Source organism: Ensifer sp. 2TAB8 (genome assembly GCF_052115125.1).
GTDB lineage: Bacteria > Pseudomonadota > Alphaproteobacteria > Rhizobiales > Rhizobiaceae > Ensifer.
Genome location: NZ_JBFRGB010000023.1, coordinates 56,981 through 78,684 on the forward strand (window position 1 = coordinate 56,981; position 21,704 = coordinate 78,684).

Here is a 21,704-nt window from a genome sequence, read left to right on the forward strand (position 1 = left end):
CGGGCGGACGACTTGCCGGCGTCCGCCATGCACAAAAAGCGACCGATGTTTGTCGCGCAGCCAAAAGAAGCAATGGGCCACAAGCAGAGGTTAACTCAACTTGCTCGTAAGGGGTGCACATACTGCTCCGGCAACCCCGCCTTCCGCAATGCGTCGATCAAATGTTGCTGAGCTTCAGGGCGCGCGTAATGCAGTACCTGGATCACATTCCGAAGCGATAAATCCGGTTTCACCAGCTTCACCTTGGCGATCACTTCACTTGCACCAGTTAAGTCGCCTAATTGCGCGCGCGCGGCGGCTAGGTACAGGAAACCAATGGAACGTTTTACTGGGACATTCTCGAGGACACTCTCGAGCGCGTCGACTGCCTCAGCATATCGAGTAAGGTCAAACAGCGTCAGGCCGCGAACCGCTGCAAACCAATCGGGGACGAACGGACCCAAACCTATGGCGGCATCGATTGTTGCCAACGCATCGGCTGGGCTGCCACTGGCGCGCTGCCAGTTCGCGTAGTCGCCCTTTATCTGTATATCGGCCGGATTGAGCGTCAGCGCCCTGTCAAGATGAAAGCGTGAACGGTCATGGTCGCCTGTCCAAAGATAGTACAGCCCTCTTGCCCAATGAGACGTGGCATCGTTGGCATCTAGTTCCAGCCCTTGTTTCGAAGCGCGCTCAGCCTTAACCATCTGATCGTCATCGAGCACGATGACATTGCTCATTGTAAGAGCTATCGCCAGCCAGGCATGAGCAAGTGCAAGATGTGGATCGGCGGCAATCGCGCGCTCAAGTAGGGGTACGGCTTCGGCATCACGTTGATGGTCACATAGATTGCGGCCTTGTAGCAGACAGTCGTAAGCCGACCAGGTGGTGGTTGGTTTTGCACGGGCTTTTGCTGCTTCCGCATCGTACATGCGGCCCTCTAGCATTGTTACGATTGCGGCCACTACAAGGTCCTGGACAGCGAAGATATCCTGCGCGTCGCGATCGTAGCGGTCGGCCCAGACGTGAGTGCCGGTTATGGCATCGACCAACTGGGCTGTGATGCGTATTCGGTCCCCCAGTTTGCGTAGACTTCCCTCAACGAGGTAGGTAACGCCCAGTTCCCGCGCTACTTCGATGTGACTTTTTCCTTTGGTGGCGAAATGAAACGACGCGTGGCGCGCTACTACGGATAGGCCGCGAAAGCGGGCGAGTTCAGTAATGAGATCCTCGGTGATCCCATCGGAAATGTACTGTTGCCCGGGATCACCACACATGTTGGTAAATGGCAGTACTGCTATGGACGGTTTGATACGTTCTACCGCTGTTGCTCGCACCGATGTTCCTGAGGGAGCTCCCAGACTATAGACCCGGACCGGCTGGGCGATATTCTTGAGTTGCTGCTCACCCATGTCTTCAAACGAGAGATCAAGGCGAGTTCCTATGTTGTCATGAACCATGCCGGTGACAGCAATGCCGCCCGCCGGGGCAAGTCCCTCGATCCGCGCAGCGACGTTCACGCCTTCACCGAAAACATCGCCATCCTCAGCAATCACATCCCCCAAGTTGACGCCAATACGGAGTTGGATGGCCCTGCCTTCTGACAGCTCTGCGTTCCGTGCTGCGATATCCTTCTGGAGTGCAACTGCGCAGGCCACGGCCTTCACGACGCTTGGGAATTCCGCGAGAAAGCCATCTCCCATAGACTTAAACAGCCGACCTTGGTGCTCGGCGATGCTAGCTTCGATGACCTCGGCGCGGAGGTTCCGCACGAGCGTCAAAGTGCCGTCCTCGTCCACGCCCATGAGTCGACTGTAACCGACTACATCGGCCGCTAGGATGGCAGCCAGACGGCGCTGAACGGACTTCTCCACCACTCGATAATGCCCCAGTTGGTCACCTGGGCTCCCTTGCGGAGTCTGGTTGGTGACACGATAGCACAGCCGCGACTGGCCGCAATCAGTGGCCCAGAGCGAAGTCAGACTGCTTCGCGTCGTGTCTACGAAGAGTCATTCGCGACCTGGCCGAACCAGTGGGAAGGCCGGCCAAGTCCGCTTCGCCGCCACTGGGGTCGGTTCCGGTTGGGGACGCAAAGACACGTTAAGCGAGGCTCGCCGCTCATCCGGTGACCACAAAACCTGCTATCCCGGCTTGGAGCACCGTATCAGCAGGGAGAATTCGCTCCGTTTTGAGCCCGAAACCTCAGCATCTTCTCCACACGGTTGATTTCGGTTCTCGCCACCTTTCCTTTTTCGAACAGCAGCAGCTCTGCCGGTTTTCCCGCGCAGGCCCTTCGAAAGGCTTTGCTGACGGGACCGTAGACGAACACATAGTGATTGAGGTCGACGCAATTGGGCTGCCCTGTCGCAATTAGATTGCCTTCGGCATTGCATCTTTCGGTATAGGCATATTTTGCAGCAGTCGCCGATAGGCGGTTCAGAGCCGCGCTCTCGCTGAATAAATCCAAGAACGAATAAGCGATGAGAACGACAACTGCGAAGAGCGTCCCGACTCTCAAAATGCCCCGTGCCAGAGTAGGCCCATCGTCTTCAGCCTGCATTTTGCGTTCCTCTATATTGCGGTCAATCCGGCTGGCGGTGCAGCTACATCATCCCTGTTCTCGCGCTTTACGATGTCAGCGACCGTCTTTTTGCTGACGCCGAGATCGCGTGCTATCCAGCGATAGCTGTGTCCTTAAGCAGTCAGGGCCATGACCTTCGGCGCTAGTCTATTCGATCTGGGGCGCTCTCCGGTCTGATGGCCGAGCCTCTTGCCTCGCGCCTTTCGCGCAAGCTGAGACTAGCCTTTCCACCTGATAGCTTAGACATCCCGTGCCGGACTACAGGCGCAATGACGAAACAGCAATCAGCCACCAAAGCGCCTCAAGCAGGGGCCCCCGTTTTTGTTCCGACCAGCGCGTCGGCAGCCGGTTGCAATTGATGGTCTGTAGAATACCACCCCTAGTCCTCCACCTCGGCCGGAGTAAGCGGCTCTTTCGGTTCTCGAGCAAGCTCGCGACTGACGCGGAACAACAGGTTTTCAGAACCAACCGGCGGGAGCGAGCACCCGCCGCTGCGGTACCAACATCACGACGCCTTCCGGTGCTCACCGGTCCTCGAGCGCAACAGCGCCATCAGCACGGGCCCCAAGGAAAACTCACCGCGCCGCGCTCTCGCGGTCAAATCGCGCAGATATCCGCCGGCCGAGTTGATATGCCCGGCTCGCTCGAGAATGCAGGCCATCACGACGGCCGCGTTTTCGGCTCCCATCGTCTCGCAGGCATCCTCATAGGCGGACGGACTGACCGCCAGTGTCGTTCTCACCACCACGGCCGCCTGCATCAGGTCACGCCAGCTGCCAATCACGCCCCCCGGCCCATAGTCGGCAATCGTCGGGCACGCCTGCAGCACCATCCCCAACGGGAACGTCTTTAGCGGCTCGCTCGGCAGCGCGGCCGCCTTGCTCGGCTTCGCCCCCTGCTCTTTTCGAGAGCTTGGTTCAGGTTCATAGGTAGATTTGGGGTTTGAATTCTGTTTGTGCCGCTCAGTTTGATCAGGATTGCCGCTCAAATTTTGAGATTTTACGCGCATTTCCAGCAGGTTGGAGACTTCTTCCCTTAGCATCTCCAGTTCTTCCAGGATCGGTGCGATCGCGGTTGCCGTGGCAACGCGCGGAATAGCGACCACCAGGCTCCGATAATGCTCGTGGATTGCCTCCCAATCGCCCCGAACACCCTGGTCGAGAGCGACCTCAATCAGCTTGCCGATGTCACGGCGGCAAATCGTCAGGCGTTCGCGAAGACGGCGCAGTTGCAATCGTTCCATTTCAATCTCTGCGGCCATTTGCTCGATCTCGCGCGCCCGCGACAACAATGGAGCAAGTGAGAACCCGTAGGCCTCATCGATCGCGCCCGCCCCGTCCTTACGGGCGTAGCGCTTGCCGTTGGGGCTGTCGCGGCGCGAAAGCAATCCGGCGTCAACAAGAGCTGCGATGTGGCGTCTCAACGTTGCCTCCGCCATGCCGTGAGCACGCAGTGAGAGCTGCATGTTCGACGGAAATACGATGAGGCCGTTTTCCTCAGAAAGGATCGTTTCCGGATAGAAGCTCAAAAGGGCGTTCATGACCGAAAGAGCACGTTCGCTGATGCCGAGCTTGGGCTTGGCCTCGCACAGCGCTCGGAAGAGTTTCCACTTGTCAGCCGATGTCTCGGGCGCGATTTCACGCGACATATATTGGCTTGCCAACATGCCGAGCGTCATCGACCGCCGCCCGAAGGGCGTCGTCACATTTCCACCTTGCATCTTCTTTCACCTACCTTCAGGCAAAAGACGTCCGCTCACCCGTTCCGATGCCAAAGACTCTTGACTGTGATTCGTGGAAATGCGATTCTCAGGCTGCTAAACGATGAGAGAGGCTTCCACGACGGCAACGTTTGGGGGCCTTTTTCTTTTGCGGTGTTCCTTTCCATATTCCCTTATCGAATGAGTCACCTGACAGCTGTCAGGGTTTCTAGCCTTCACGTTCTCGAGAGAAGCGTTCAATGAGGGCCGGCAACTCCTTGCCGACGAATTTCACAAACTCCAGGCCGAGTGGGCCATCGGCGGAAATTCGAAGCTCCTTGGGCGAGATCTTCCAGGCACCCAGCTTTTTACCTGCCGTGTCCGCCAGCTCGTTACTGTTCTCCGGCGGCCGGCTCGACGGCTTTATTGCCTCGAAAGCTTGCTGGAAGCGTTGATCCGACACTGAGACGCCGTCACTCGCTTCTGCGAGTACCTGACGAACCATCGCTAAAGATCCTGGATCGCTTGCTATCGTCTTCGCGAACTCTATCCATCGCGGTCGACCTATCTTGGGCGCACGCCCAATCGCCTCGATCACGTCGGCAGGCACCGCCCGATAAACGCTACGCATTCGAGCGAGCTCTGCATCCGCAATCGAGAGCGCCGCGTAGATGTTGCGCGCCTTTATGCCGGCATCGTCCATTCGCGAGGCAAACAGTGTTCGCTCGATCCAAGTCAAATCCTGTCGGTTCGCGTTCTCGATGCCTTGTGCGACGACTAGATCCAGGTCGGAAATATCAACCTCAAGCGCGCGAACCGTCCGGCCAAGCTCCTTGGCAGCACGCCAGCGCCGATGACCATAGACAACCTGGTAGCGGCCTTGAAACGACGGGTGGCGTCGGACTTGAACCGGTACCTTTTGTCCCTCGGACTCGATCGAACGCTTAAACGTTTCAAAGTCGGTGGCGTCATCATCCGCCAGCCGGTCCGGATAGGGGGAAGGGTCGATAAGCGCAGGATCCAGGTCAAGGATCGCGCCCCCGCCAGCCTCGACGATCGCCTTCAATCGATCGCGCTCGGCCCTGATATCATCGATAGCGCGATGTGCAGCACCGACAACGCCCGCGCCGACACGCGGTGAGGGGGCAGCAGGCGCCGGTTGCGGGTCATCTGCGAGCTTGTTTTCCAATTCCGCGGACAACAGGCCGAAGCTCGCGACAATTGACTTGCGAGAAGACTTGCTCATGTCCGTCCCCAGCTGTCGTTGACAAGGCGGATAATCGCTTCATTGACCGCGTCGACGGCTTCGCGGGCACGCTTATGGGTATCGCGGCCAATCTGGCCCAATTCGAGTTCGTATATGGAACGCTTCGCCAAGCCGGCCGCTTCTACGGCGGTGCTTTCGATGGCTGTGGGCAGGAGAACGTCGGTCCCGAACATATGCCGTAACATTGCGACGACTTGCGACTGCGGGGCATCGTTCGGGTCATGCCGCGTCACGAGATATCGGATGAAATCCTGGTCGAGCTGGGCGCCACTTTCATTCAAGACGCTGATCAGATCGCCCATCATCAGCAAGAACTGGCTCATGGATGCCACATCCAGCATGGCTGGGTGAACCGTGATCACCATGCTCGTGGCAGCATAGATCGCGCTCAGGGTCAGGAAGCCAAGGGACGGCGGCGTATCCAGAATGACGATGTCGTAGTCGTGTTCGACCTCCGCCAATGCAAGCTTCAGGCGCTCGAAGAAGATCGCGCCGGAACTCGACTTATTCGCCAGGACACGAGGGGTTTCGTGCTCGTACTCCATCACTTCGAGATTGCCGGGAACAAGATCGACGCCATCGAAGTAGGTTTTACGAATGATGTCCCTGATCGGACGCCGCTCGGCATCGTCGTAGCGAAGCGCGGCGTAGATCGTTTCGTTGGCGCCGACATCGATCTCCGGCTGCGCTCCGAACATGGCAGAGAGCGATGCCTGGGGATCGAGGTCGAGTGCTAGAACGCGATAGCCTTGCAATGCGAGATAGTGAGCAAGGTGAACACACGTCGTCGTCTTGGCGCTACCGCCCTTGAAGTTCGCTATAGCGAGAACCTGGAGGTGCTCACCCGGGCGGCGGCGAGGCAGGAACCGGAGAGATTCCGCAGGCTTCTGCTTCGCAAACAGCTCGCGAAGCTCGTTGATCTGGGCGAGCGTGTAGACCCGGTGATTGTTCTCAAGGCGGCTTGGCGTCGGCCCGCGCCCCTCGGATGACATCAGCTTCAGGGTAGAATCCGGTATGGATGTCAGCTTCGAAACTTCGTTGGTGAGAAATGACCTCAAGGTCTTTTCGGATTTCGGCGGGTACATGCGGGTTCGCAGCTGCTGCAGCTGGCTCGACAAAAGGCCGGCGTGCCGCAAGATCTTGGCGGCAGCATCTTCCTTGAGTTGAACGTCAGTTTCTGCGCGTCTAGCTATCGCCATTTTTCCCTCTTGGCGGCCTAAAGCCGGTTTGCCGACCATTGCCCGCCAAGAGCTAGAACATGATTCCCTGACATCGTCCAGAAGTTTAGGGTTAACAAGGTCTAAACCACCACCGAAAAACGATCGGCGTCAGATCGAACTTTTCTGTTTATCTACCGTACCTTAGCCCAATTCTCCATCCCTTCTGGGCCCCAATTGTTCTCCTGTGAATCCTGCAACTCCTGCACATTTCGCGTGCAGATTCCTGACCAATTGGGCTGCGCCACTCCCTCTGAAGTCGTCGAAACTACAACCCCGACCCGATTCGGAATCCTGTTGATTTCTCTCGGACCCAAAACGACAGAAGAATTCAGGCAGCCAGGAAAGCCAACTCCGCCACCGTCATTGCCAACCGCACGCCAGTGCCTTTTGCTGGAAGAAAGACCTGAGAGTGAATGATGCCGGCAGGCACGATTCCGAGCAGTTCTAAGATCTCTGGCGAGAAGTCGCCGGTATCCGAGAAAGCCTTCAGGCTGGGGCGAACCTCTCTACAGCCAAAGGTCCTGCCGCCGTAACCGTGCTTTACCATCTACTCTTGCTGCCACTCAGGCTGCGGCAAGTCCACGCTTCTGCGTGTGATCGCCGGGCTGGAGAAACCGGTCGCGAACCATTGAAGACGGATGGGAAGGGGTTAAGGCATCACTCCTTTATTGCTCGCCGCCTGGCAGACCTTGCCATGGGACATTCATGTCAGAAATCCGCCACTAAGATCCAGCCGTTCCCTGCTCAGCGCCCATTCTTAGACGATCGAAAACCCCCTGACGGAACTCAAACTGCCGGGCAGTTCCTCGCCCCATCGAGTTCTTCACAATCGTCTCGGTCAGTATGCCTCGCTCAACAAGCGGATCGACTGATTCCGCCACGGCATTGCGCGTCAAACCGGTGATTTTGATGATATTCGAGAGCGTTAGCTTTTCGTGGCTCTGATGCATCATATAGAGCACCGTCATCATTCCGACCTGCTTGAGCCGCGACTGCGGCGTCTCTCCTTCGATTGGTTTGTCGAGAACCTCGTGCAGGGCGTAGGCGGAAAATAGCTGGCTCTGCAAATGTGCATTGAGTGCGCTTGTCATCTCTTATACTATCCGATATATGACTGTATAACGCGGAACGAAGTTACGAAACCTGCCGGGTTTGTACGCAATCGCGTCGATGAAGGGTGGTATCATGAGCAAGTCTCTTGCAAGGGCGTTTGTCGCTGTAGCCAGCTTAGGGACATTCTATCTTGTTTTCGACAGTAAAGTGTCAGCTCAAAGCTAGGACCTTTGGGTGGCTGCACCAGACCTAGGTCCGGTTCCCCGATTTGCCCAATCCGAACGAAGGGGCCAGCTGTTGGGAAAGAGGTGCACTTAAGCCGGGCCCTCAACTGCCGAGAACGATGTCGAGACCACGATCGCGATTTCCTCGCCGGCGATTGCATTCGCAAACAAGGCGACGACAAGGCGATTTTCCAACCCGCGAAACGCGCGGATGCTAGGGGACCCCATTATTCCATTGATTTCAGCTCCCGTTTCTCGCGAAACCCTGTAGAATCCTGCAACTATCGGATCTCTTCGATTCATGCTGATTTTTCACCGATCAACACGCGACGGAGAAAGATCATGCAGATTTTCGCCATATCGAGGCCGGGAAACAGCGAAGAGACACAGCTTCTCCACAGCCACCATCGACTGCGTGCCCGCATATTCCGCGATCGGCTGGGTTGGAAAGTTGCTGCTACCGGCGACCAAGAATCGGATCGCTTCGACGCAATTCCTCCGACGTACATTTTTGCGGTCGCAGACACCGGTCAACTAATAGGTTGTGCACGTCTTCTTCCGGCGCAGGGTCCGACCATGTTGACCCAGGTTTTCCCTTCACTCCTTCCGGACGGACGTCTCAACTCCCATCCGAGGATGATCGAGAGTTCGCGCTTCTGCGTGGACACATCAATTGAAGAGGGGCGTGGAGCGGGCTCCGTTCACGAGGCAACGCTCACCATGTTCGCGGGCATCCTTGAATGGTGTCTCGCAAACGGCTTTACCGAAATCGTCACTGTCACGGACCTTCGGTTCGAAAGGATTCTCGCCCGTGTCGATTGGCCTCTTCAGCGTCTTGGTGAGCCCAAGAAGATCGGCGTGACAATGGCTGTGGCGGGCATTCTGTCTGCAAACCAAGGGACATTTCTGAAACTCCGCCCTGCCAACTACCGGTCCAATATCTCTCTCCCTTTTGACCGAGCAGCGTAGGGAAAAGCCAGTGAACCAGCTTAGATCCCATCCTCGACTTGTGCGCAAACTGCAGGAAGCTCTCGGAGATCAGCTCTGCGCCGCCCTTGAAGACGCGAAGGTCGTCGAAATCATGCTCAATCCGGACGGGAAGCTCTTCATCGAACGCCTCGGGCATGCTGTTGCCCCCGCCGGCGAGATGTCCTCCGCCGCGGCAGAGATGATTATCGGCACGGTTGCCCACGCCCTCCAGTCGGAGGTCGACACGGGCCAACCCATCATTTCCGGTGAGCTTCCGATCGGAGGCCATCGGTTTGAGGGCTTGCTGCCACCGGTCGTGGCAAAACCTGCGTTCACCATCCGCCGGCGTGCGTCGTGTTTGATCCCTTTGGACGACTACGTGCGGACCGGCGTAATGACGGAAGGTCAGGCTTCCATCATCCGCAGCGCGATAGGGGCTCGTCTTAACATCGTCATTTCCGGTGGGACAGGCTCAGGCAAGACGACGCTCGCCAATGCTGTGATCGATGAAGTCGTCAAAAGAGCGCCTACAGATCGGCTTCTGATCCTTGAGGACACCGCCGAGATCCAGTGCGCCGCCGACAACGCGGTTCTCCTCCACACCAGTGACACGATCGATATGGCGCGACTGCTAAAAAGTACCATGCGCCTGCGACCTGACCGCATCGTCGTGGGAGAGGTTCGCGACGGAGCGGCCCTTACCCTTCTCAAAGCGTGGAATACCGGTCACCCCGGAGGGGTCGCGACAATTCATTCAAACACGGCGACATCCGCCTTGCGGCGCCTTGAGCAACTGACTGCGGAGGCAAGCCAACAGCCGATGCAGGAAGTGATCGGCGAGGCGGTCGATCTCATCGTCTCCATCGAGCGCACATCCCGCGGCCGCCGCGTTCGAGATGTCATCCATGTCGAGCGCTTCGTGAACGGCGAATACCAGATCGAATCTGAAGGACTGACAGAAGAACAGGAGGCGCTGAATGTCGCGTAAAAACAGGGCTCTGCCCGGACTCATTGCAGCGACGGTTTTATTCGCGACCACAGTGCCTGCATTGGCCAGTTCCGGCGGCAGCCTGCCTTGGGAGGGACCGCTCGAGCGGATTCAAGAGTCCATCACGGGTCCCGTCGCCGGTTACATCGCTCTCGCGGCGGTCGCAATCGCCGGCGGAATGCTGATCTTCGGCGGTGAGCTGAACGATTTCGCGCGACGTCTGATGTACGTGGTTCTCGTCGCTGGCGTTTTGCTAGGAGCAACGCAAATCGTGGCTCTTTTCGGCGCGACCGGAGCTTCCATCGGTTTGTCCGAACCGCAAGCAACGACGCTGGTTGCAGAAGGGGAGTGCGCCCGTGGCTGAGCATCTGTCCCGTCTTCAGCGCAATCGCATTCACCGCGCCCTGTCGCGCCCGAACCTCCTGATGGGCGCCGACAGGGAACTGGTGCTCATCACAGGCCTGGCCGCAGTCATATTGATCTTTGTCGTGCTCACGCCTTACTCGGTCCTCTTCGGTACGGCCTTATGGTTCGCGATCATCGGAATACTCCGCTTGATGGCGAAATCCGATCCGCTGATACGACAGGTCTATCTGCGGCATATTTCCTACAAACCCTACTACAGAGCGACCAGCTCCCCGTGGCGGCAGTACTGAACCGATGGTCGCTCTCAAACACCTTCGGGCGAAAGGTCCGTCCTTCGCCGACCTCGTTCCCTACGCAGGCCTGGTTGATAATGGCGTGCTCCTCTTGAAAGATGGGAGCCTGATGGCCGGCTGGTATTTCGCCGGGCCTGACTGCGAAAGTGCCACTGACCTCGAGCGAAACGAACTTTCGCGGCAGATCAACATTATCCTCTCGCGGCTTGGCAGCGGTTGGATGATACAGGTCGAAGCCATTCGCATACCGACGGTCGACTACCCTTCAGAAGATCGGTGTCATTTTCCCGACCCCGTGACACGCGCGATCGATGTCGAACGTCGGCAGCACTTCGGACGGGAACAGGGCCACTTCGAGAGCAAGCACGCTCTCATTCTCACGCACCGTCCCGCCGAATCCCACAAGGTGGGTCTCAGCAAATACGTCTACTCGGATAGCGAAAGCCGCCGGGAAACGTATGCTGATACCGCGCTTCTCACCTTCCAGAACGCTATTCGCGAGCTCGAACAATACTTTGCGAACACCCTTTCGATCCGGCGGATGGAAACGCGTTTGGTCGACGAGGGGCAAATTGGACGGATCGGCCGCTATGACGAGCTTCTTCAGTTCGCTCGGTTTTGCATCACAGGCGAGAACCATCCGATCCGACTGCCGGACGTGCCCCTTTATCTCGACTGGATTGCAACGGCTGAACTTCAGCATGGACTGACCCCAAAGGTCGAAAACCGGTATCTCGGCATCGTAGCCATCGACGGGCTTCCCGCCGAAAGCTGGCCGGGAATTCTCAATCGCCTTGACTTGTTGCCCCTCAGCTATCGCTGGTCGTCACGTTTCATCTTCCTCGACGCGCAAGAGGCGCGTCAGAAGCTTGAGCGGACCCGCAAGAAGTGGCAGCAGAAAGTTCGGCCCTTCTTCGATCAGTTGTTTCAGACACAGAGCCGATCCCTCGATCAAGACGCAATGACCATGGTTGCCGAGACTGAAGACGCGATTGCCCAGGCATCGTCACAGCTGGTCGCTTACGGATACTACACGCCGGTCGTCATCCTTTTCGAAGAAGACCGGGGACGACTACAGGAGAAAACCGAGACGGTCCGCCGGTTGATACAGGCTGAAGGCTTCGGTGCAAGGATCGAAACGCTTAACGCCACAGATGCCTATCTCGGCAGTCTTCCAGGCAACTGGTACTGCAACGTTCGAGAGCCACTGATCAATACCAGCAACCTCGCGGATCTGGTCCCACTCAACTCGGTTTGGTCAGGAAGCCCGATTGCCCCTTGCCCTTATTTTCCAGCCAGTTCTCCGCCCTTGATGCAGGTGGCAAGTGGCTCGACGCCGTTCCGGTTGAACCTGCATGTCGACGATGTCGGCCATACCCTCATCTTCGGCCCCACCGGCTCTGGAAAGTCGACGTTGCTGGCGCTGATTGCAGCGCAGTTCAGGCGCTACGAGTTCTCCCAGATCTTCGCTTTCGACAAAGGCAACTCACTCCTGCCGCTCACGCTGGCGGCCGGCGGCGACCATTACGAGATCGGCGGTGACCAAGGACAAGAGGGGAAGTTGTTGGCGTTCTGCCCGCTATTTGAGCTTTCAACCGATGGCGATCGTGCCTGGGCGAGTGAGTGGATCGAAATGCTTATCTCCCTGCAGGGGGTAACGATCACGCCTGACCACCGAAACGCCATCTCCCGCCAGATCCGCTTGATGTCGACAGCAGTCGGGCGATCGCTGTCGGACTTCGTCAGCGGCGTACAGATGCGTGATATCAAAGATGCGCTTCATCACTACACAATCGACGGCCCGTTGGGCCAGTTGCTGGACGCCGAAGAGGACGGCCTGACGCTTCGGTCCTTCCAATGCTTCGAAATTGAGCACCTCATGAATCTCGGCGAGCGCAATCTCGTTCCAGTGCTGACCTATCTGTTTCGACGGATTGAGAAGCGGCTCGACGGCTCACCAAGTCTGATCGTGCTGGACGAAGCCTGGCTGATGTTGGGCCATCCCGTGTTCCGCGGCAAAATCCGCGAATGGCTGAAGGTGCTGCGAAAGGCAAACTGCGCAGTCGTGCTCGCGACCCAGTCCATCTCCGATGCCGAGCGCTCGGGCATTATCGACGTGCTGAAAGAATCTTGTCCAACCAAGATTTGCCTGCCGAACGGCGCCGCGCGCGAGTCCGGCACGCGGGAGTTCTACGAGCGGATCGGCTTCAATGACCGGCAGATCGAAATCGTTTCGACGGCTCTGCCCAAGCGCGAATACTACGTTGCTACGCCCGAGGGCCGCCGCCTGTTCGATATGGCGTTGGGTCCCGTTGCACTGAGCTTCGTCGGGGCGTCCGGCAAAGAGGACCTCAAGCGCATTCGCACGCTCAGATCAAAACATGGCCGGGACTGGCCGATCCGTTGGCTCGAAACAAGAGGAGTCCACGATGCCGCATCGTTGCTCAAAATCGAATAGGACACTGGCAGGCCTGGTTGCCTGCGCTCTCCTCACCTGCGCGCCGCTGTCAGCACGTGCCGGTTCCGCGACGGGTGTCGCCACCGAGTGGACCCAGCTCGCCAACAATGCTCAGCTCGTCGATCTCCTCAAGAGCAATGGTCTGCAGGTCGACAACCAGCTTACTCAGATCAGCCAGTTGGCCGAGCAGATTCAAAACCAGCTGAAGATCTATGACAACATGCTCCAGAACACGGCGCAGTTGCCAAAGCACATTTGGGGCGAAGTCGAGCGCGACCTGAACAAGCTCCGCAGCATCGTCGACAAGGGTCAGAGTATCGCGTTCTCTATGGGCAACGCCGATGACGTCCTGCAGCAACGCTTCAGAAGCTACGCGGATCTGAAAACCAACCTGCCGAGCGGGGAGAGTTTCTCTTCGACCTACCAGTCATGGTCAGACACAAATCGCGACACCATCGCCGGCACCTTGAGAGCAGCGAGCCTCACGGCCGATCAATTCGACACGGAGGAGGGCACCATGAACGAGCTCCGATCGATGTCGCAATCCGCCGACGGGCAAATGAAGGCGCTGCAAGTCGGGCATCAAATCGCTACCCAGCAAGTTAGCCAGATGCAGAAGCTGCGCGGTCTCGTCTCGCAGCAGATGACGCTGATGGGCACTTGGCTCCAGTCGGAGCAGACCGAGAAGGATCTAGCGCAGGCAGCGTGGCTCCATCTTCTGACCTTTCGGGATGTCGTTGACGGTCGCGTCGAAGAACCTCTCCCGACGTTGGTGAACCGAGCACTTGCTATCGTAAGCGTACTTGCCGTGACCATCACAGCTTCTGCTGTGACTGCGACCGTCCTCATCATGCGAAATTCTTGTGGGACCGTTATGTCCGACGAGCAGAGAGCGGCGCGCGAAAAGTTCTTTGGCGCTGGTGACGAACTCCCGCCGATTAAAAAGGGTCAGGAAATGAGGCCGAGATGGTGATGTGTTCATTCTACCGGACGCTCGTCGTGGCCGCTGCCATCATCATCGTTGCTACTGCACCCGCCTTGGCCCAGACCGGCCAGGTCCTAACAGAGCTCGAAAACCAGGTCGTTGCCGCAGCCAGAGGATGGGAAACGGCCGTCATGGATGCGGCGCGTTCCCTGTTTTGGATCCTCGCAGCGATCGAGATCGCTATTTGTGCCGTCTGGTTGGCCCTTCAGGCGGCTTCACTTGACGGTTGGTTCGCTGAACTTGCGCGGCGGATCATGTTCGTGGGTTTTTTCGCCTTTGTGCTCGATCAGGGCCCAACCTTCGCCAAAGCAGTAATCGATAGTTTGTTCCAGATCGGCGCGAGTGATGGATCAGCGTCGCCCGCTGAAATTTTCGATGCCGGTATACGCGTCGCCTCACAGATGTCGCTGCAAGCGAAATTCGGCGTTTTCGAAGACAATGCTCTTGGCGTCGCCGCTGTTCTCGCCATGGGAGTGGTGGTTATCTCCTTCTCGCTCGTCGCCGCGATTTTCGTCTCTGTAATGATAGAGATGTACATCGGGCTGCTCGCTGGCATGATTATGCTTGGCCTGGGAGGTTCGTCTTTTACGAAAGACTTCGCGGTTCGCTATCTTGTCTATGCTTTCGGCGTTGGCATGAAGCTAATGGCGCTCGTGATGATCGCAAAAATTGGATCTCAGGTTCTCACTGGTTTGGCGACTGCTCCGACCGGCTCCTCCGACCGATTTGTGACCATTCTGGCGGTCGCCGGCATCTCTGTGGTCGTCTTCATCGTCGCGATGTATGTGCCGAGCATCTTACAAGGCGTGGTTCAGGGTGCTTCTGTGACCGGCGGCATGGAAGTCATTCGTCACGGCGGCCAAGCGGCGTCTTTCGCCGCCGGTGCTGCTGCGCTGGCGTCCGGCTCCGTTGGCGTCGGCGCCGCAGCGGCCCAGTCCGCCCGCGCTGCCGGTTCATCGATCGCTGGCTCCGCGCTCCGCGGAATAGGGTCAGCACTCGGCTCTGGAGCAACTGCGGCCGGGTCTGCCGCCAAGGAGAAGGCGATTGGATCGCCCGGCGCCTATGCCGGCTCGTTGCTGGGCCTGGCTAATGCAAAGCTGGATGAGGCGCGCGGTCCTGGAAAGCCACATAAGCCCCTTCCTGAGCGAAACGAACAATCATAATCCAAAGGGATCGACAAATGGCTGCAAACCGCGTCCCCGAAAACCCGTACCTTGCCGCTCGCCAGGAATGGTCAGAGCGCTATGGATCCTACGTGCAGGCCGCTGCCGCCTGGCGGATTGTAGGTATTCTCAGCCTCACAATGGCTATCATCGGCTTCAGCTATTCGATGTATTTGAGCACCCAGGTCAAGTTGGTGCCCTATCTCGTTGAGGTAGACAAGCTCGGAACCCCGGTGGCCGCGGGCTTCCCCGAGCAGATCGAGTATGCCGACGCGCGCGTCGTGCGCGCAATGCTCGGCAACTTCGTGACCAGCTTCCGCAGCGTCTCGCCGGACGCGGTCGTTCAGAAGCAATACATCGATCGCACCTATGCGCTTGTACGCACCGCAGATCCGTCGACTCAAAAGATCAACTCCTGGTACCGCGGCAATTCCCCCTTCGAAAAGGCGAAGACAACGACGGTTGCAATCGAGGTCAATAACATCGTGGCGATTTCGAACCAGACCTACCAGATGGACTGGACGGAGTATGAGCGCGACCGCAAGGGCAAGGAAGCCGGCACACGACGGTTCCGTGGCATCGCAACGGTCGCGTTAACGGCGCCGCAGGACGAGGCGATCATCCGCCTCAATCCCATTGGCCTCTATATCCAGGACTTCGACTGGACCGCACAGCTCTAAGGACATCCAAATGGACAAAATAGTGTTGAAAGCGGCTGCGAGCTGCATGGCTGCACTCGTCTTCGCCTGGTCAGCGCAGGCTCAGAGCATGACCAAAAACGAGGCCAAAGGCACCAGCATTTCTGGAAAGTGGCGGGGTTCTTCAGGGCTTGTCACAAGAGGGCCGGACGGCAAGGTCATATTTCTGTTTGGCGAGGTCCAGCCTTCAGTCGTCTGCTCACCTTTACAGGTCTGCGATATTGAACTTCAGAGCGGCGAAATTGTTCGCGATGTTCTGGTCGGCGATACCGTGCGCTGGAAGATCGAGCCCGCGACATCAGGATCGGCAAGCGGGCAAGCAATTCATTTGATCGTCAAGCCATCCGAGCCTGGTCTCGTGACTTCGATGGTCGTGACGACGTCGCGGCGAACCTATCACATCCAGCTCAAATCCCATCCAAGCCAGTACATGGCGAGAGTGGGCTTCGAATATCCGGAGGACTCCTCGACGAGATTGGCCGATATCAACGCCCGCCTGGAAGCCGGTAGCCTTGCCGGAGCAAGGGCGGAAACCTTGAGCTTTTCTTATTCTCTAAGTGGTCGCGCGCCGTGGAAGCCAAAGCGTGTCTACTCCGATGGCATCAAGACATACATTCAGTTTCCTCGCTCCATCGCGGGTCAGGACGCCCCGGTTCTCTTCGTTGTCAGTGGAGGTCAGAACCGCATCGTCAACTACCGGATGAAGAACGATATGATGGTTGTCGACTATGCAATCGACAAGGCAGTGCTCGTTTCGGGTGCGGGCTGGCGTCAGCAGAAAATCATCATCCGAAGAGGGGGCTGATGATGCGCGGATTACCCATTTCGTTTCTCACGATCGCACTTCTAACCGCTTGCCAGACGCGAGATGAAGCACTCTCCACGAACGCTTCTTCGAGTGCGGTCACCGGGCCGGCTGCCAGTGCAATCGCCGGTGATATGGCAAGCCGCTTTGCCGAACAGGTCGGCTCACCGGAAACGACGACCATCAACTTCGATAAAGGCGCAACTCAGCACGAGACCGCGTTGGAAGCCGCCTTGGAGGGATGGGGTTACACGGTTGTGTCGGGAAACAAGCCCATCAAAAAAGCCGAACTCCTAGAGCTTGCCTATTCGGTTGACGTTTTTGACGGTCAGGTTCTCGCCCGCCTGACGACCCCCTCGATCGCTCTTGCCCGAGCCTATACCCCGACCGCAAACGGCGCGACGCCTGCCAGCGCGCTCTCGGTCATGCGACACAACTGAGGAGGAGACAATGGTCCAATCCCTTCAGCTTGGCACCACCAGCAATGATGATCAGCGAGGAATGCGCCGCCTCAATCGTCTCCCCATTACAATCGCGATCGTGGTCACCATGCTCTTCCTCGGCATCGTGGTTCTCGGCCTTTCATGGAGAGGACTTTCCTTCAACCGCAGCGACGAGCCTGATGGCGCGGGAAGTACGCCGGCGACGAGCTTTGGCGAGCAGCTCAAACGCGGTGTTTCGGATGGCATCATCGGAGAACCGGAAAAACAGGAGGTTTTTCAGCCGGTCCCGGCGGTCGTTCAAAGCGAACCCAATAAGGATCCCCTCACTGAACCCCGCCCGATCGAGCAACGTCCGCATTTCGACACCGAGGGTGAATGGAAAGCCCGGCTCAAACGTGAGCAAGATGAACAGTTTCTCCGCGAAGCGCAGCGTCAGCGCATGGCACGGCTTCAGGCGGGTGCCACCGCCCATGACTCGCCATTGAAGGTGAACATCGCGGATATTGAAGGTATTTCTAACAACTCAAGGGCCACGGACACTGGGGCCTCCACAGATGCAAACAACGCGTCAGATCTCTACGCGACTGCGCTCAATGCCGGACTGATGAGCCAGAAAGGCGACCCGAACGGTCAAATTTCGAAAGAAGATTTCTTCAACCAGGACATCAAAGACCTTGGCTATCTGCCGAACCAGGTCGTCCCGCAGCTGTCATTGTTCGAACTAAAGCGCGGCTCGGTCATTCCCGCCACCTTAGTTACTGGGCTGAACTCCGATCTACCGGGCCGGATCACCGCGCAGGTCAGTCAAAACGTCTACGACAGCGCAACCGGCCACCGGCTGCTCATTCCACAGGGATCAAAACTCTTCGGCCGCTACGATTCAAAGGTCTCCTTCGGCCAGGAGCGTGTCCTCGTCGTTTGGACCGATCTCATCTTTCCAAATGGATCAACGCTGCAAATCGGAGGAATGGCGGGTACCGATGCCGAAGGATACGGAGGCTTTAGCGACAAGGTCGACCGGCACGTCTTAAGGACGTTCGGTTCGGCCGCGCTGATCGCTCTTATTGGAACCGGAATCGATATGTCGATGCCGGAGAGCTCGACGCGTGCGACACAAGACACGGCCTCAGACGCCGCGCGCCGCAATTTTGCGGAAACATTTGGCCGCGTTGCCGAACAAACAATCTCGAAAAACCTCAATGTCCAGCCAACAATCCGCATCCGGCCGGGCTACAAGTTCAACCTTCTCGTCGACCAGGATATCATTTTTCCATCCGCGTATCGGAGGTAGTTAGCTGTTCTCTAAGGGAAGCTTACGGCCAAGTGATTGCATTGTTGTGTGGCCCTGCGACCACAACTGTGGATCATCCAACCTCTTCGCAACGCCCGCAATTTACGGTAGCGCGCCTTGAAAGATGGATTTCCTTCGGTAGAAATACCGAACACTGTTAGGAGGAGCAATTTCACATTAAACTACCAAAGGTTGCTTTAATTATCGCTAGTAATTTCCATGCGCGCTTTCCCATGACCAGAAGGTCGGTAGCGCGACGATTGACCGTGTTTAAAGGGTAACGCCGGATCAAGAGGAGAGATAAACGTGAGTGAACACCTTCGCTCGTTCATCGACAGGCTGGAAGCCGCGCCTGATGAGCAAATGATAAAGAGTGCTCTCAAACGCTATGCCCGTTCCCATGGATATGAACAGTTCGCATATCTTCAAACCGACGGGTTTCAGGTCAAGACCTTCAATTCGTACCCTGGACCATGGCAACGCGACTACCTCAAGAGCGGATACTCCGCCTTGGACCCCGTTGTGATTGAAGCAAGACGGATGCGGGAGATGTTTCAGTGGACCGCGGACGACTGGCCAGTGCGAGGACGATCGGACCTGCGGCGCTTTCGCGACGAGGCAATCGATCATGGAATTCGATCCGGTGTCACTATCCGCGTTGAGGGCAGTTATGGATCCGCGCTGATGCTGACATTCGCGTCGCCGGAACAGAAAGGCAGCATTCCAGGAGCACTCGACTCGAAAACAGCGCTTCAATTGCTGATCACCGTCCACTATCAACTGAGAGCAGTTGCGGCGAAGACAGCAATGAATCCCAAGCGGTCGCTGTCGCCGCGTGAAATGTACTGCCTTATGTGGGCATCAAAGGGAAAGACGGTTGAGGAAATCGCCATTATTACGGGGATCAAGGCACGGACTGTACAGCATTATCTTGATCAAGCTCGTGGCAAGCTCGATGCGGATTCAGTTACTCACCTCTACGCCATTGCCAAAGATCGGCACCTCGTCTGAGGCCTGCTCGTCGTCGTCGAAACGAACATCAGGCACGAAACCGAGCGCGTCGAGAATTTCCGAGAGCTCCGCTTGCTGGGCCTCGGATTTTTTTTGCCGTGCGAGGTATTCATCCTGGAGGGCCTGGAGCACCGCGCTGGAGATCGAGGGATCGTCGCTTGCGTGCAGCCACTCTTCGTAGACGGCCTGATCCGCCGCGAGAAGCACGCGATGTTCGCGGATCGCTGACACTGCCAACATCTCCAATTCAGCCATTCCCATCGAGCCGTATCGTGATGTGCCGTCCGCTCCCTTGTCCTTAGAGAATTCAGCGTCTTCCATCTTCCTGTCCCGCGCCTTGCGACGTCCCGCAATCTCGTAACCGTTTGCCGAATATCACTACCCTACGAAATCGTAACAAGGGGATGATCGACAGGCGTCGTGATAGCACATGCCTTGTCGAATCGGAACTATAGTTCCTGGAACCATAGTGCCGATTGGAGTTCCGCTCATGCGATGGATCTCAAGGAGGTCATGGCGGTGAACTTGCGTCGAGTACGTCATGGCAAAAAACTGACGCAGGAAGAACTGGCCCATCGTACTGGCCTGAGCGTTCGACATATCGGGGATATCGAAAGGGCAAAAACTTCTGCCACAGTCACGGTACTCGGTCAAATCTCCGAGGTATTGGGTGTGGATCCGAGCGAGCTTTTGGCCAAGCGCTAGCATCCGTACCGCAGCAGGTGGTTGAGAGAACCGCTCGCTTTTGATTCTAGTTTTTCAGTCTTCTGTTTTCAGGATGGCGGCAGCATTGCCGTTGATGTTTCCACTGGATGTGAAAGTCAACGCCCCGTCCCAGGCCGCTTCAAACATTCTATCCGCATTCGAGCATGAGTGGTTTTGGGCCCACGGAGGACCGAAAAGTGAAATCGGTCTTACGGTTGGCGCCACTTGTGTTTTATATTCTCCGCAAGGAGAATAATTATGGCAGCCGCAGCACGAGCCTATACGCCCGCCGAAGCCGCAGCTATTAGTCAAGTTGCTGTAAAGTCGGTGCACAATGAAATCGACAAACGGATCATCGAGGCCCGTTTCGGGCCCGAGGGCAGAGAACTGTCCGATGGGGATCTGCTACGTCTGAAGCTTTGGTACGGCGTGGGCTCGATCCTGTCGGCCGAGCGCCGCAAACGCTTGTTCGACACGATCGATGCGAATCCTAATGCCGATACGGTGCGAGCAGACGACTATCTGATTGTCGATGTGGCCCGGGCCAAAGAGCATCTGGCCGCCCGCGCAGAGGCACTCCGGGAAGCAGAGCAAAAGACCCAGACTGTCAAAGGCGTCGCGGGCAGCGAGCCGGTTTTCAAAGGCACTCGAGTTCCCGTGCGAATGATCGTTGCCATGAAACGGCAAGGCGCCAGCACCGAGGAAATCGTCGAGGGCTATCCGTCCGTTACAGCACGTATGGTGGAGCTTGCCGAAATCTGGACGGCAGCTCACCCGGCTAGAGGGCGGCCAAAGAGGGTCTGACGGTAAAATCGGTGAAGCGTTTGCCGCTTAAAACTGGTTCCCGGAAAGCCTAGGGCGGCAACACTTCCGCAATGACGGTCAATCCCCACCGATGCGGGAGAGATCAATGCGAATTCCGGCGCGTTCAACATCTTCATTCGCCTGCGTTTGTTTTTCAGGCGTCGCCACTGCTGCGCCTTGATCATCGACTGAAGGCATGTTGCTTTGCTGCGGCGAAGCGACTGGCCCTCCCGGGTCTTCCGCCTGAAACACGCGCACGCCTTCGAACTCCCCGGTCTTCCACGCGTAGACCGCATCTTCGAAAATCTGCGGAAAGACGTCTTTGCTTGTAGGATTGCCGTACCACCTGGTAACAATCCTCAATATCTTGGCAAACATCGCTGTTCCGTTACGAAGGTTTTCGCAAGGGTCAACGATCTCCGCCTTCAGATCCGCGGGGTCTTTCACGCCAATGCCTGCCGGTAACTGCGTCAAACCAACGCGAACCACCGATCGTTCAACATGCTGGCGGATGATCGCCATGGCCTCATCGGTCGATGACGGTTTCGGCGCCAGGATCACCCGCCCCCCCGATTTCACGGTCACGGTGAGGGGATCGGTAGAACCCACGGCGGCCACGAACTGCTCGACGATGGCGGGTGTGAGCGACGGATCGGCGCATTCTTTGATCAGGACGGCATCCAACATTGTGTATCCTCGGGC

At 57.4% G+C, this 21,704-nt stretch carries 22 protein-coding genes and 2 pseudogenes; 15 read left to right on the forward strand and 9 right to left on the reverse strand.

Going from position 1 to position 21,704, the window contains the following annotated elements; translation table 11 throughout:
- Nucleotides 1–95: 95 nt before the first annotated feature.
- The 7 genes from AB4Z53_RS27740 to AB4Z53_RS27770 all read right to left on the reverse strand — a co-directional run bounded on the left by AB4Z53_RS27740 (nt 96) and on the right by AB4Z53_RS27770 (nt 7,837).
- A complete protein-coding gene (locus AB4Z53_RS27740) occupies nt 96–1,856 on the reverse strand; it encodes an adenylate/guanylate cyclase domain-containing protein (RefSeq protein ID WP_441598771.1) in 1,761 nt (586 codons plus the stop codon).
- Between the two features lie 287 nt (nt 1,857–2,143).
- Nucleotides 2,144–2,539, reverse strand: coding sequence for a hypothetical protein (locus tag AB4Z53_RS27745; protein WP_441598772.1), 396 nt, complete (start codon nt 2,537–2,539; stop codon nt 2,144–2,146).
- A 526-nt stretch (nt 2,540–3,065) separates the two neighbouring features.
- On the reverse strand, nt 3,066–4,280 hold the full coding sequence (gene repC / locus AB4Z53_RS27750; RefSeq protein WP_441598773.1) for a plasmid replication protein RepC: 1,215 nt from the start codon (nt 4,278–4,280) through the stop codon (nt 3,066–3,068).
- Between the two features lie 208 nt (nt 4,281–4,488).
- Nucleotides 4,489–5,505, reverse strand: coding sequence for a plasmid partitioning protein RepB (gene repB / locus AB4Z53_RS27755; protein ID WP_441598774.1), 1,017 nt, complete (start codon nt 5,503–5,505; stop codon nt 4,489–4,491).
- Nucleotides 5,502–6,764: a plasmid partitioning protein RepA gene (repA, locus tag AB4Z53_RS27760; RefSeq protein ID WP_113535856.1), complete on the reverse strand. Its 1,263-nt coding sequence runs from the start codon at nt 6,762–6,764 to the stop codon at nt 5,502–5,504. The genes repB and repA overlap by 4 nt, the downstream gene beginning before the upstream one ends.
- Nucleotides 6,765–7,074: 310 nt before the next feature.
- The gene (locus tag AB4Z53_RS27765) at nt 7,075–7,293 is read right to left on the reverse strand and encodes a hypothetical protein (protein ID WP_441598775.1); all 219 of its coding nucleotides are present in this window, start codon (nt 7,291–7,293) and stop codon (nt 7,075–7,077) included.
- Nucleotides 7,294–7,468: 175 nt separating this feature from the next.
- A complete protein-coding gene (locus AB4Z53_RS27770) occupies nt 7,469–7,837 on the reverse strand; it encodes a MarR family transcriptional regulator (protein WP_441598776.1) in 369 nt (122 codons plus the stop codon).
- 528 nt (nt 7,838–8,365) lie between these two features.
- On the opposite strand from AB4Z53_RS27770, the gene traI reads away from it, so the two are divergent.
- From traI to AB4Z53_RS27835, 13 genes and pseudogenes are all read left to right on the forward strand, one after another.
- Nucleotides 8,366–8,992 (forward strand): acyl-homoserine-lactone synthase TraI, encoded by a 627-nt coding sequence (gene traI, locus AB4Z53_RS27775; RefSeq protein ID WP_291162628.1) that lies wholly within the window; start codon nt 8,366–8,368, stop codon nt 8,990–8,992.
- 10 nt (nt 8,993–9,002) lie between these two features.
- Nucleotides 9,003–9,980, forward strand: coding sequence for a P-type conjugative transfer ATPase TrbB (gene trbB / locus AB4Z53_RS27780; RefSeq protein WP_441598777.1), 978 nt, complete (start codon nt 9,003–9,005; stop codon nt 9,978–9,980).
- Entirely contained in the window at nt 9,970–10,344 is a 375-nt protein-coding gene (locus tag AB4Z53_RS27785; protein ID WP_291162621.1) for a TrbC/VirB2 family protein, read from the forward strand. The genes trbB and AB4Z53_RS27785 overlap by 11 nt, the downstream gene beginning before the upstream one ends.
- Complete coding sequence (locus tag AB4Z53_RS27790; protein ID WP_291162618.1) at nt 10,337–10,636, forward strand: conjugal transfer protein TrbD; 300 nt, start codon at nt 10,337–10,339, stop codon at nt 10,634–10,636. Before AB4Z53_RS27785 ends, AB4Z53_RS27790 begins: the two co-directional genes overlap by 8 nt.
- Before the next feature lie 4 nt (nt 10,637–10,640).
- A complete protein-coding gene (locus AB4Z53_RS27795) occupies nt 10,641–13,097 on the forward strand; it encodes a conjugal transfer protein TrbE (protein WP_441598778.1) in 2,457 nt (818 codons plus the stop codon).
- Nucleotides 13,069–13,857, forward strand: a pseudogene (trbJ, locus tag AB4Z53_RS27800) (P-type conjugative transfer protein TrbJ); the annotation flags it as partial. The gene AB4Z53_RS27795 and the pseudogene trbJ, both read left to right, overlap by 29 nt.
- A gap of 69 nt (nt 13,858–13,926) precedes the next feature.
- Complete coding sequence (gene trbK, locus AB4Z53_RS27805; protein WP_441598801.1) at nt 13,927–14,070, forward strand: entry exclusion protein TrbK; 144 nt, start codon at nt 13,927–13,929, stop codon at nt 14,068–14,070.
- Nucleotides 14,070–15,245 (forward strand): P-type conjugative transfer protein TrbL, encoded by a 1,176-nt coding sequence (gene trbL, locus AB4Z53_RS27810; protein ID WP_441598779.1) that lies wholly within the window; start codon nt 14,070–14,072, stop codon nt 15,243–15,245. The genes trbK and trbL overlap by 1 nt, the downstream gene beginning before the upstream one ends.
- 17 nt (nt 15,246–15,262) lie before the next feature.
- Nucleotides 15,263–15,925 (forward strand): conjugal transfer protein TrbF, encoded by a 663-nt coding sequence (locus AB4Z53_RS27815; RefSeq protein WP_441598780.1) that lies wholly within the window; start codon nt 15,263–15,265, stop codon nt 15,923–15,925.
- Between the two features lie 10 nt (nt 15,926–15,935).
- Complete coding sequence (gene trbG / locus AB4Z53_RS27820; protein WP_441598781.1) at nt 15,936–16,748, forward strand: P-type conjugative transfer protein TrbG; 813 nt, start codon at nt 15,936–15,938, stop codon at nt 16,746–16,748.
- A 2-nt stretch (nt 16,749–16,750) separates the two neighbouring features.
- On the forward strand, nt 16,751–17,188 hold the full coding sequence (trbH, locus tag AB4Z53_RS27825; protein ID WP_441598782.1) for a conjugal transfer protein TrbH: 438 nt from the start codon (nt 16,751–16,753) through the stop codon (nt 17,186–17,188).
- 10 nt (nt 17,189–17,198) lie between these two features.
- Entirely contained in the window at nt 17,199–18,482 is a 1,284-nt protein-coding gene (gene trbI / locus AB4Z53_RS27830; protein WP_441598783.1) for an IncP-type conjugal transfer protein TrbI, read from the forward strand.
- 306 nt (nt 18,483–18,788) lie between these two features.
- Nucleotides 18,789–19,493, forward strand: coding sequence for an autoinducer binding domain-containing protein (locus AB4Z53_RS27835; RefSeq protein ID WP_441598784.1), 705 nt, complete (start codon nt 18,789–18,791; stop codon nt 19,491–19,493).
- On the opposite strand, the gene AB4Z53_RS27840 is transcribed toward AB4Z53_RS27835, so the two are convergent.
- Nucleotides 19,446–19,814 (reverse strand): transcriptional repressor TraM, encoded by a 369-nt coding sequence (locus AB4Z53_RS27840; RefSeq protein ID WP_441598785.1) that lies wholly within the window; start codon nt 19,812–19,814, stop codon nt 19,446–19,448. The genes AB4Z53_RS27835 and AB4Z53_RS27840 overlap by 48 nt on opposite strands.
- 174 nt (nt 19,815–19,988) lie before the next feature.
- On the opposite strand from AB4Z53_RS27840, the gene AB4Z53_RS27845 reads away from it, so the two are divergent.
- Both AB4Z53_RS27845 and AB4Z53_RS27850 read left to right on the forward strand, forming a co-directional pair.
- Nucleotides 19,989–20,198: a helix-turn-helix domain-containing protein gene (locus AB4Z53_RS27845; RefSeq protein WP_441598786.1), complete on the forward strand. Its 210-nt coding sequence runs from the start codon at nt 19,989–19,991 to the stop codon at nt 20,196–20,198.
- Nucleotides 20,199–20,456: 258 nt separating this feature from the next.
- Nucleotides 20,457–21,055 (forward strand): annotated as a pseudogene (locus AB4Z53_RS27850) (DUF433 domain-containing protein).
- Nucleotides 21,056–21,080: 25 nt separating this feature from the next.
- On the opposite strand, the gene AB4Z53_RS27855 reads toward AB4Z53_RS27850, so the two are convergent.
- Nucleotides 21,081–21,689 (reverse strand): TraH family protein, encoded by a 609-nt coding sequence (locus tag AB4Z53_RS27855; RefSeq protein ID WP_441598787.1) that lies wholly within the window; start codon nt 21,687–21,689, stop codon nt 21,081–21,083.
- Between the last annotated feature and the right edge of the window lie 15 nt (nt 21,690–21,704).

Coding starts and splice junctions, on each gene's coding strand:
- AB4Z53_RS27745 (WP_441598772.1), bottom strand. CDS start 2,539: ATGCAGGCTGAAGACGATGGGCCTACTCTGGCACGGGGCATTTTGAGA.
- repC (WP_441598773.1), bottom strand. CDS start 4,280: ATGCAAGGTGGAAATGTGACGACGCCCTTCGGGCGGCGGTCGATGACG.
- repB (WP_441598774.1), bottom strand. CDS start 5,505: ATGAGCAAGTCTTCTCGCAAGTCAATTGTCGCGAGCTTCGGCCTGTTG.
- repA (WP_113535856.1), bottom strand. CDS start 6,764: ATGGTCGGCAAACCGGCTTTAGGCCGCCAAGAGGGAAAAATGGCGATA.
- AB4Z53_RS27765 (WP_441598775.1), bottom strand. CDS start 7,293: ATGGTAAAGCACGGTTACGGCGGCAGGACCTTTGGCTGTAGAGAGGTT.
- AB4Z53_RS27770 (WP_441598776.1), bottom strand. CDS start 7,837: ATGACAAGCGCACTCAATGCACATTTGCAGAGCCAGCTATTTTCCGCC.
- traI (WP_291162628.1), top strand. CDS start 8,366: ATGCAGATTTTCGCCATATCGAGGCCGGGAAACAGCGAAGAGACACAG.
- AB4Z53_RS27785 (WP_291162621.1), top strand. CDS start 9,970: ATGTCGCGTAAAAACAGGGCTCTGCCCGGACTCATTGCAGCGACGGTT.
- AB4Z53_RS27795 (WP_441598778.1), top strand. CDS start 10,641: ATGGTCGCTCTCAAACACCTTCGGGCGAAAGGTCCGTCCTTCGCCGAC.
- trbL (WP_441598779.1), top strand. CDS start 14,070: ATGTGTTCATTCTACCGGACGCTCGTCGTGGCCGCTGCCATCATCATC.
- AB4Z53_RS27815 (WP_441598780.1), top strand. CDS start 15,263: ATGGCTGCAAACCGCGTCCCCGAAAACCCGTACCTTGCCGCTCGCCAG.
- trbG (WP_441598781.1), top strand. CDS start 15,936: ATGGACAAAATAGTGTTGAAAGCGGCTGCGAGCTGCATGGCTGCACTC.
- trbH (WP_441598782.1), top strand. CDS start 16,751: ATGCGCGGATTACCCATTTCGTTTCTCACGATCGCACTTCTAACCGCT.
- trbI (WP_441598783.1), top strand. CDS start 17,199: ATGGTCCAATCCCTTCAGCTTGGCACCACCAGCAATGATGATCAGCGA.
- AB4Z53_RS27840 (WP_441598785.1), bottom strand. CDS start 19,814: ATGGAAGACGCTGAATTCTCTAAGGACAAGGGAGCGGACGGCACATCA.
- AB4Z53_RS27845 (WP_441598786.1), top strand. CDS start 19,989: ATGGATCTCAAGGAGGTCATGGCGGTGAACTTGCGTCGAGTACGTCAT.
- AB4Z53_RS27855 (WP_441598787.1), bottom strand. CDS start 21,689: ATGTTGGATGCCGTCCTGATCAAAGAATGCGCCGATCCGTCGCTCACA.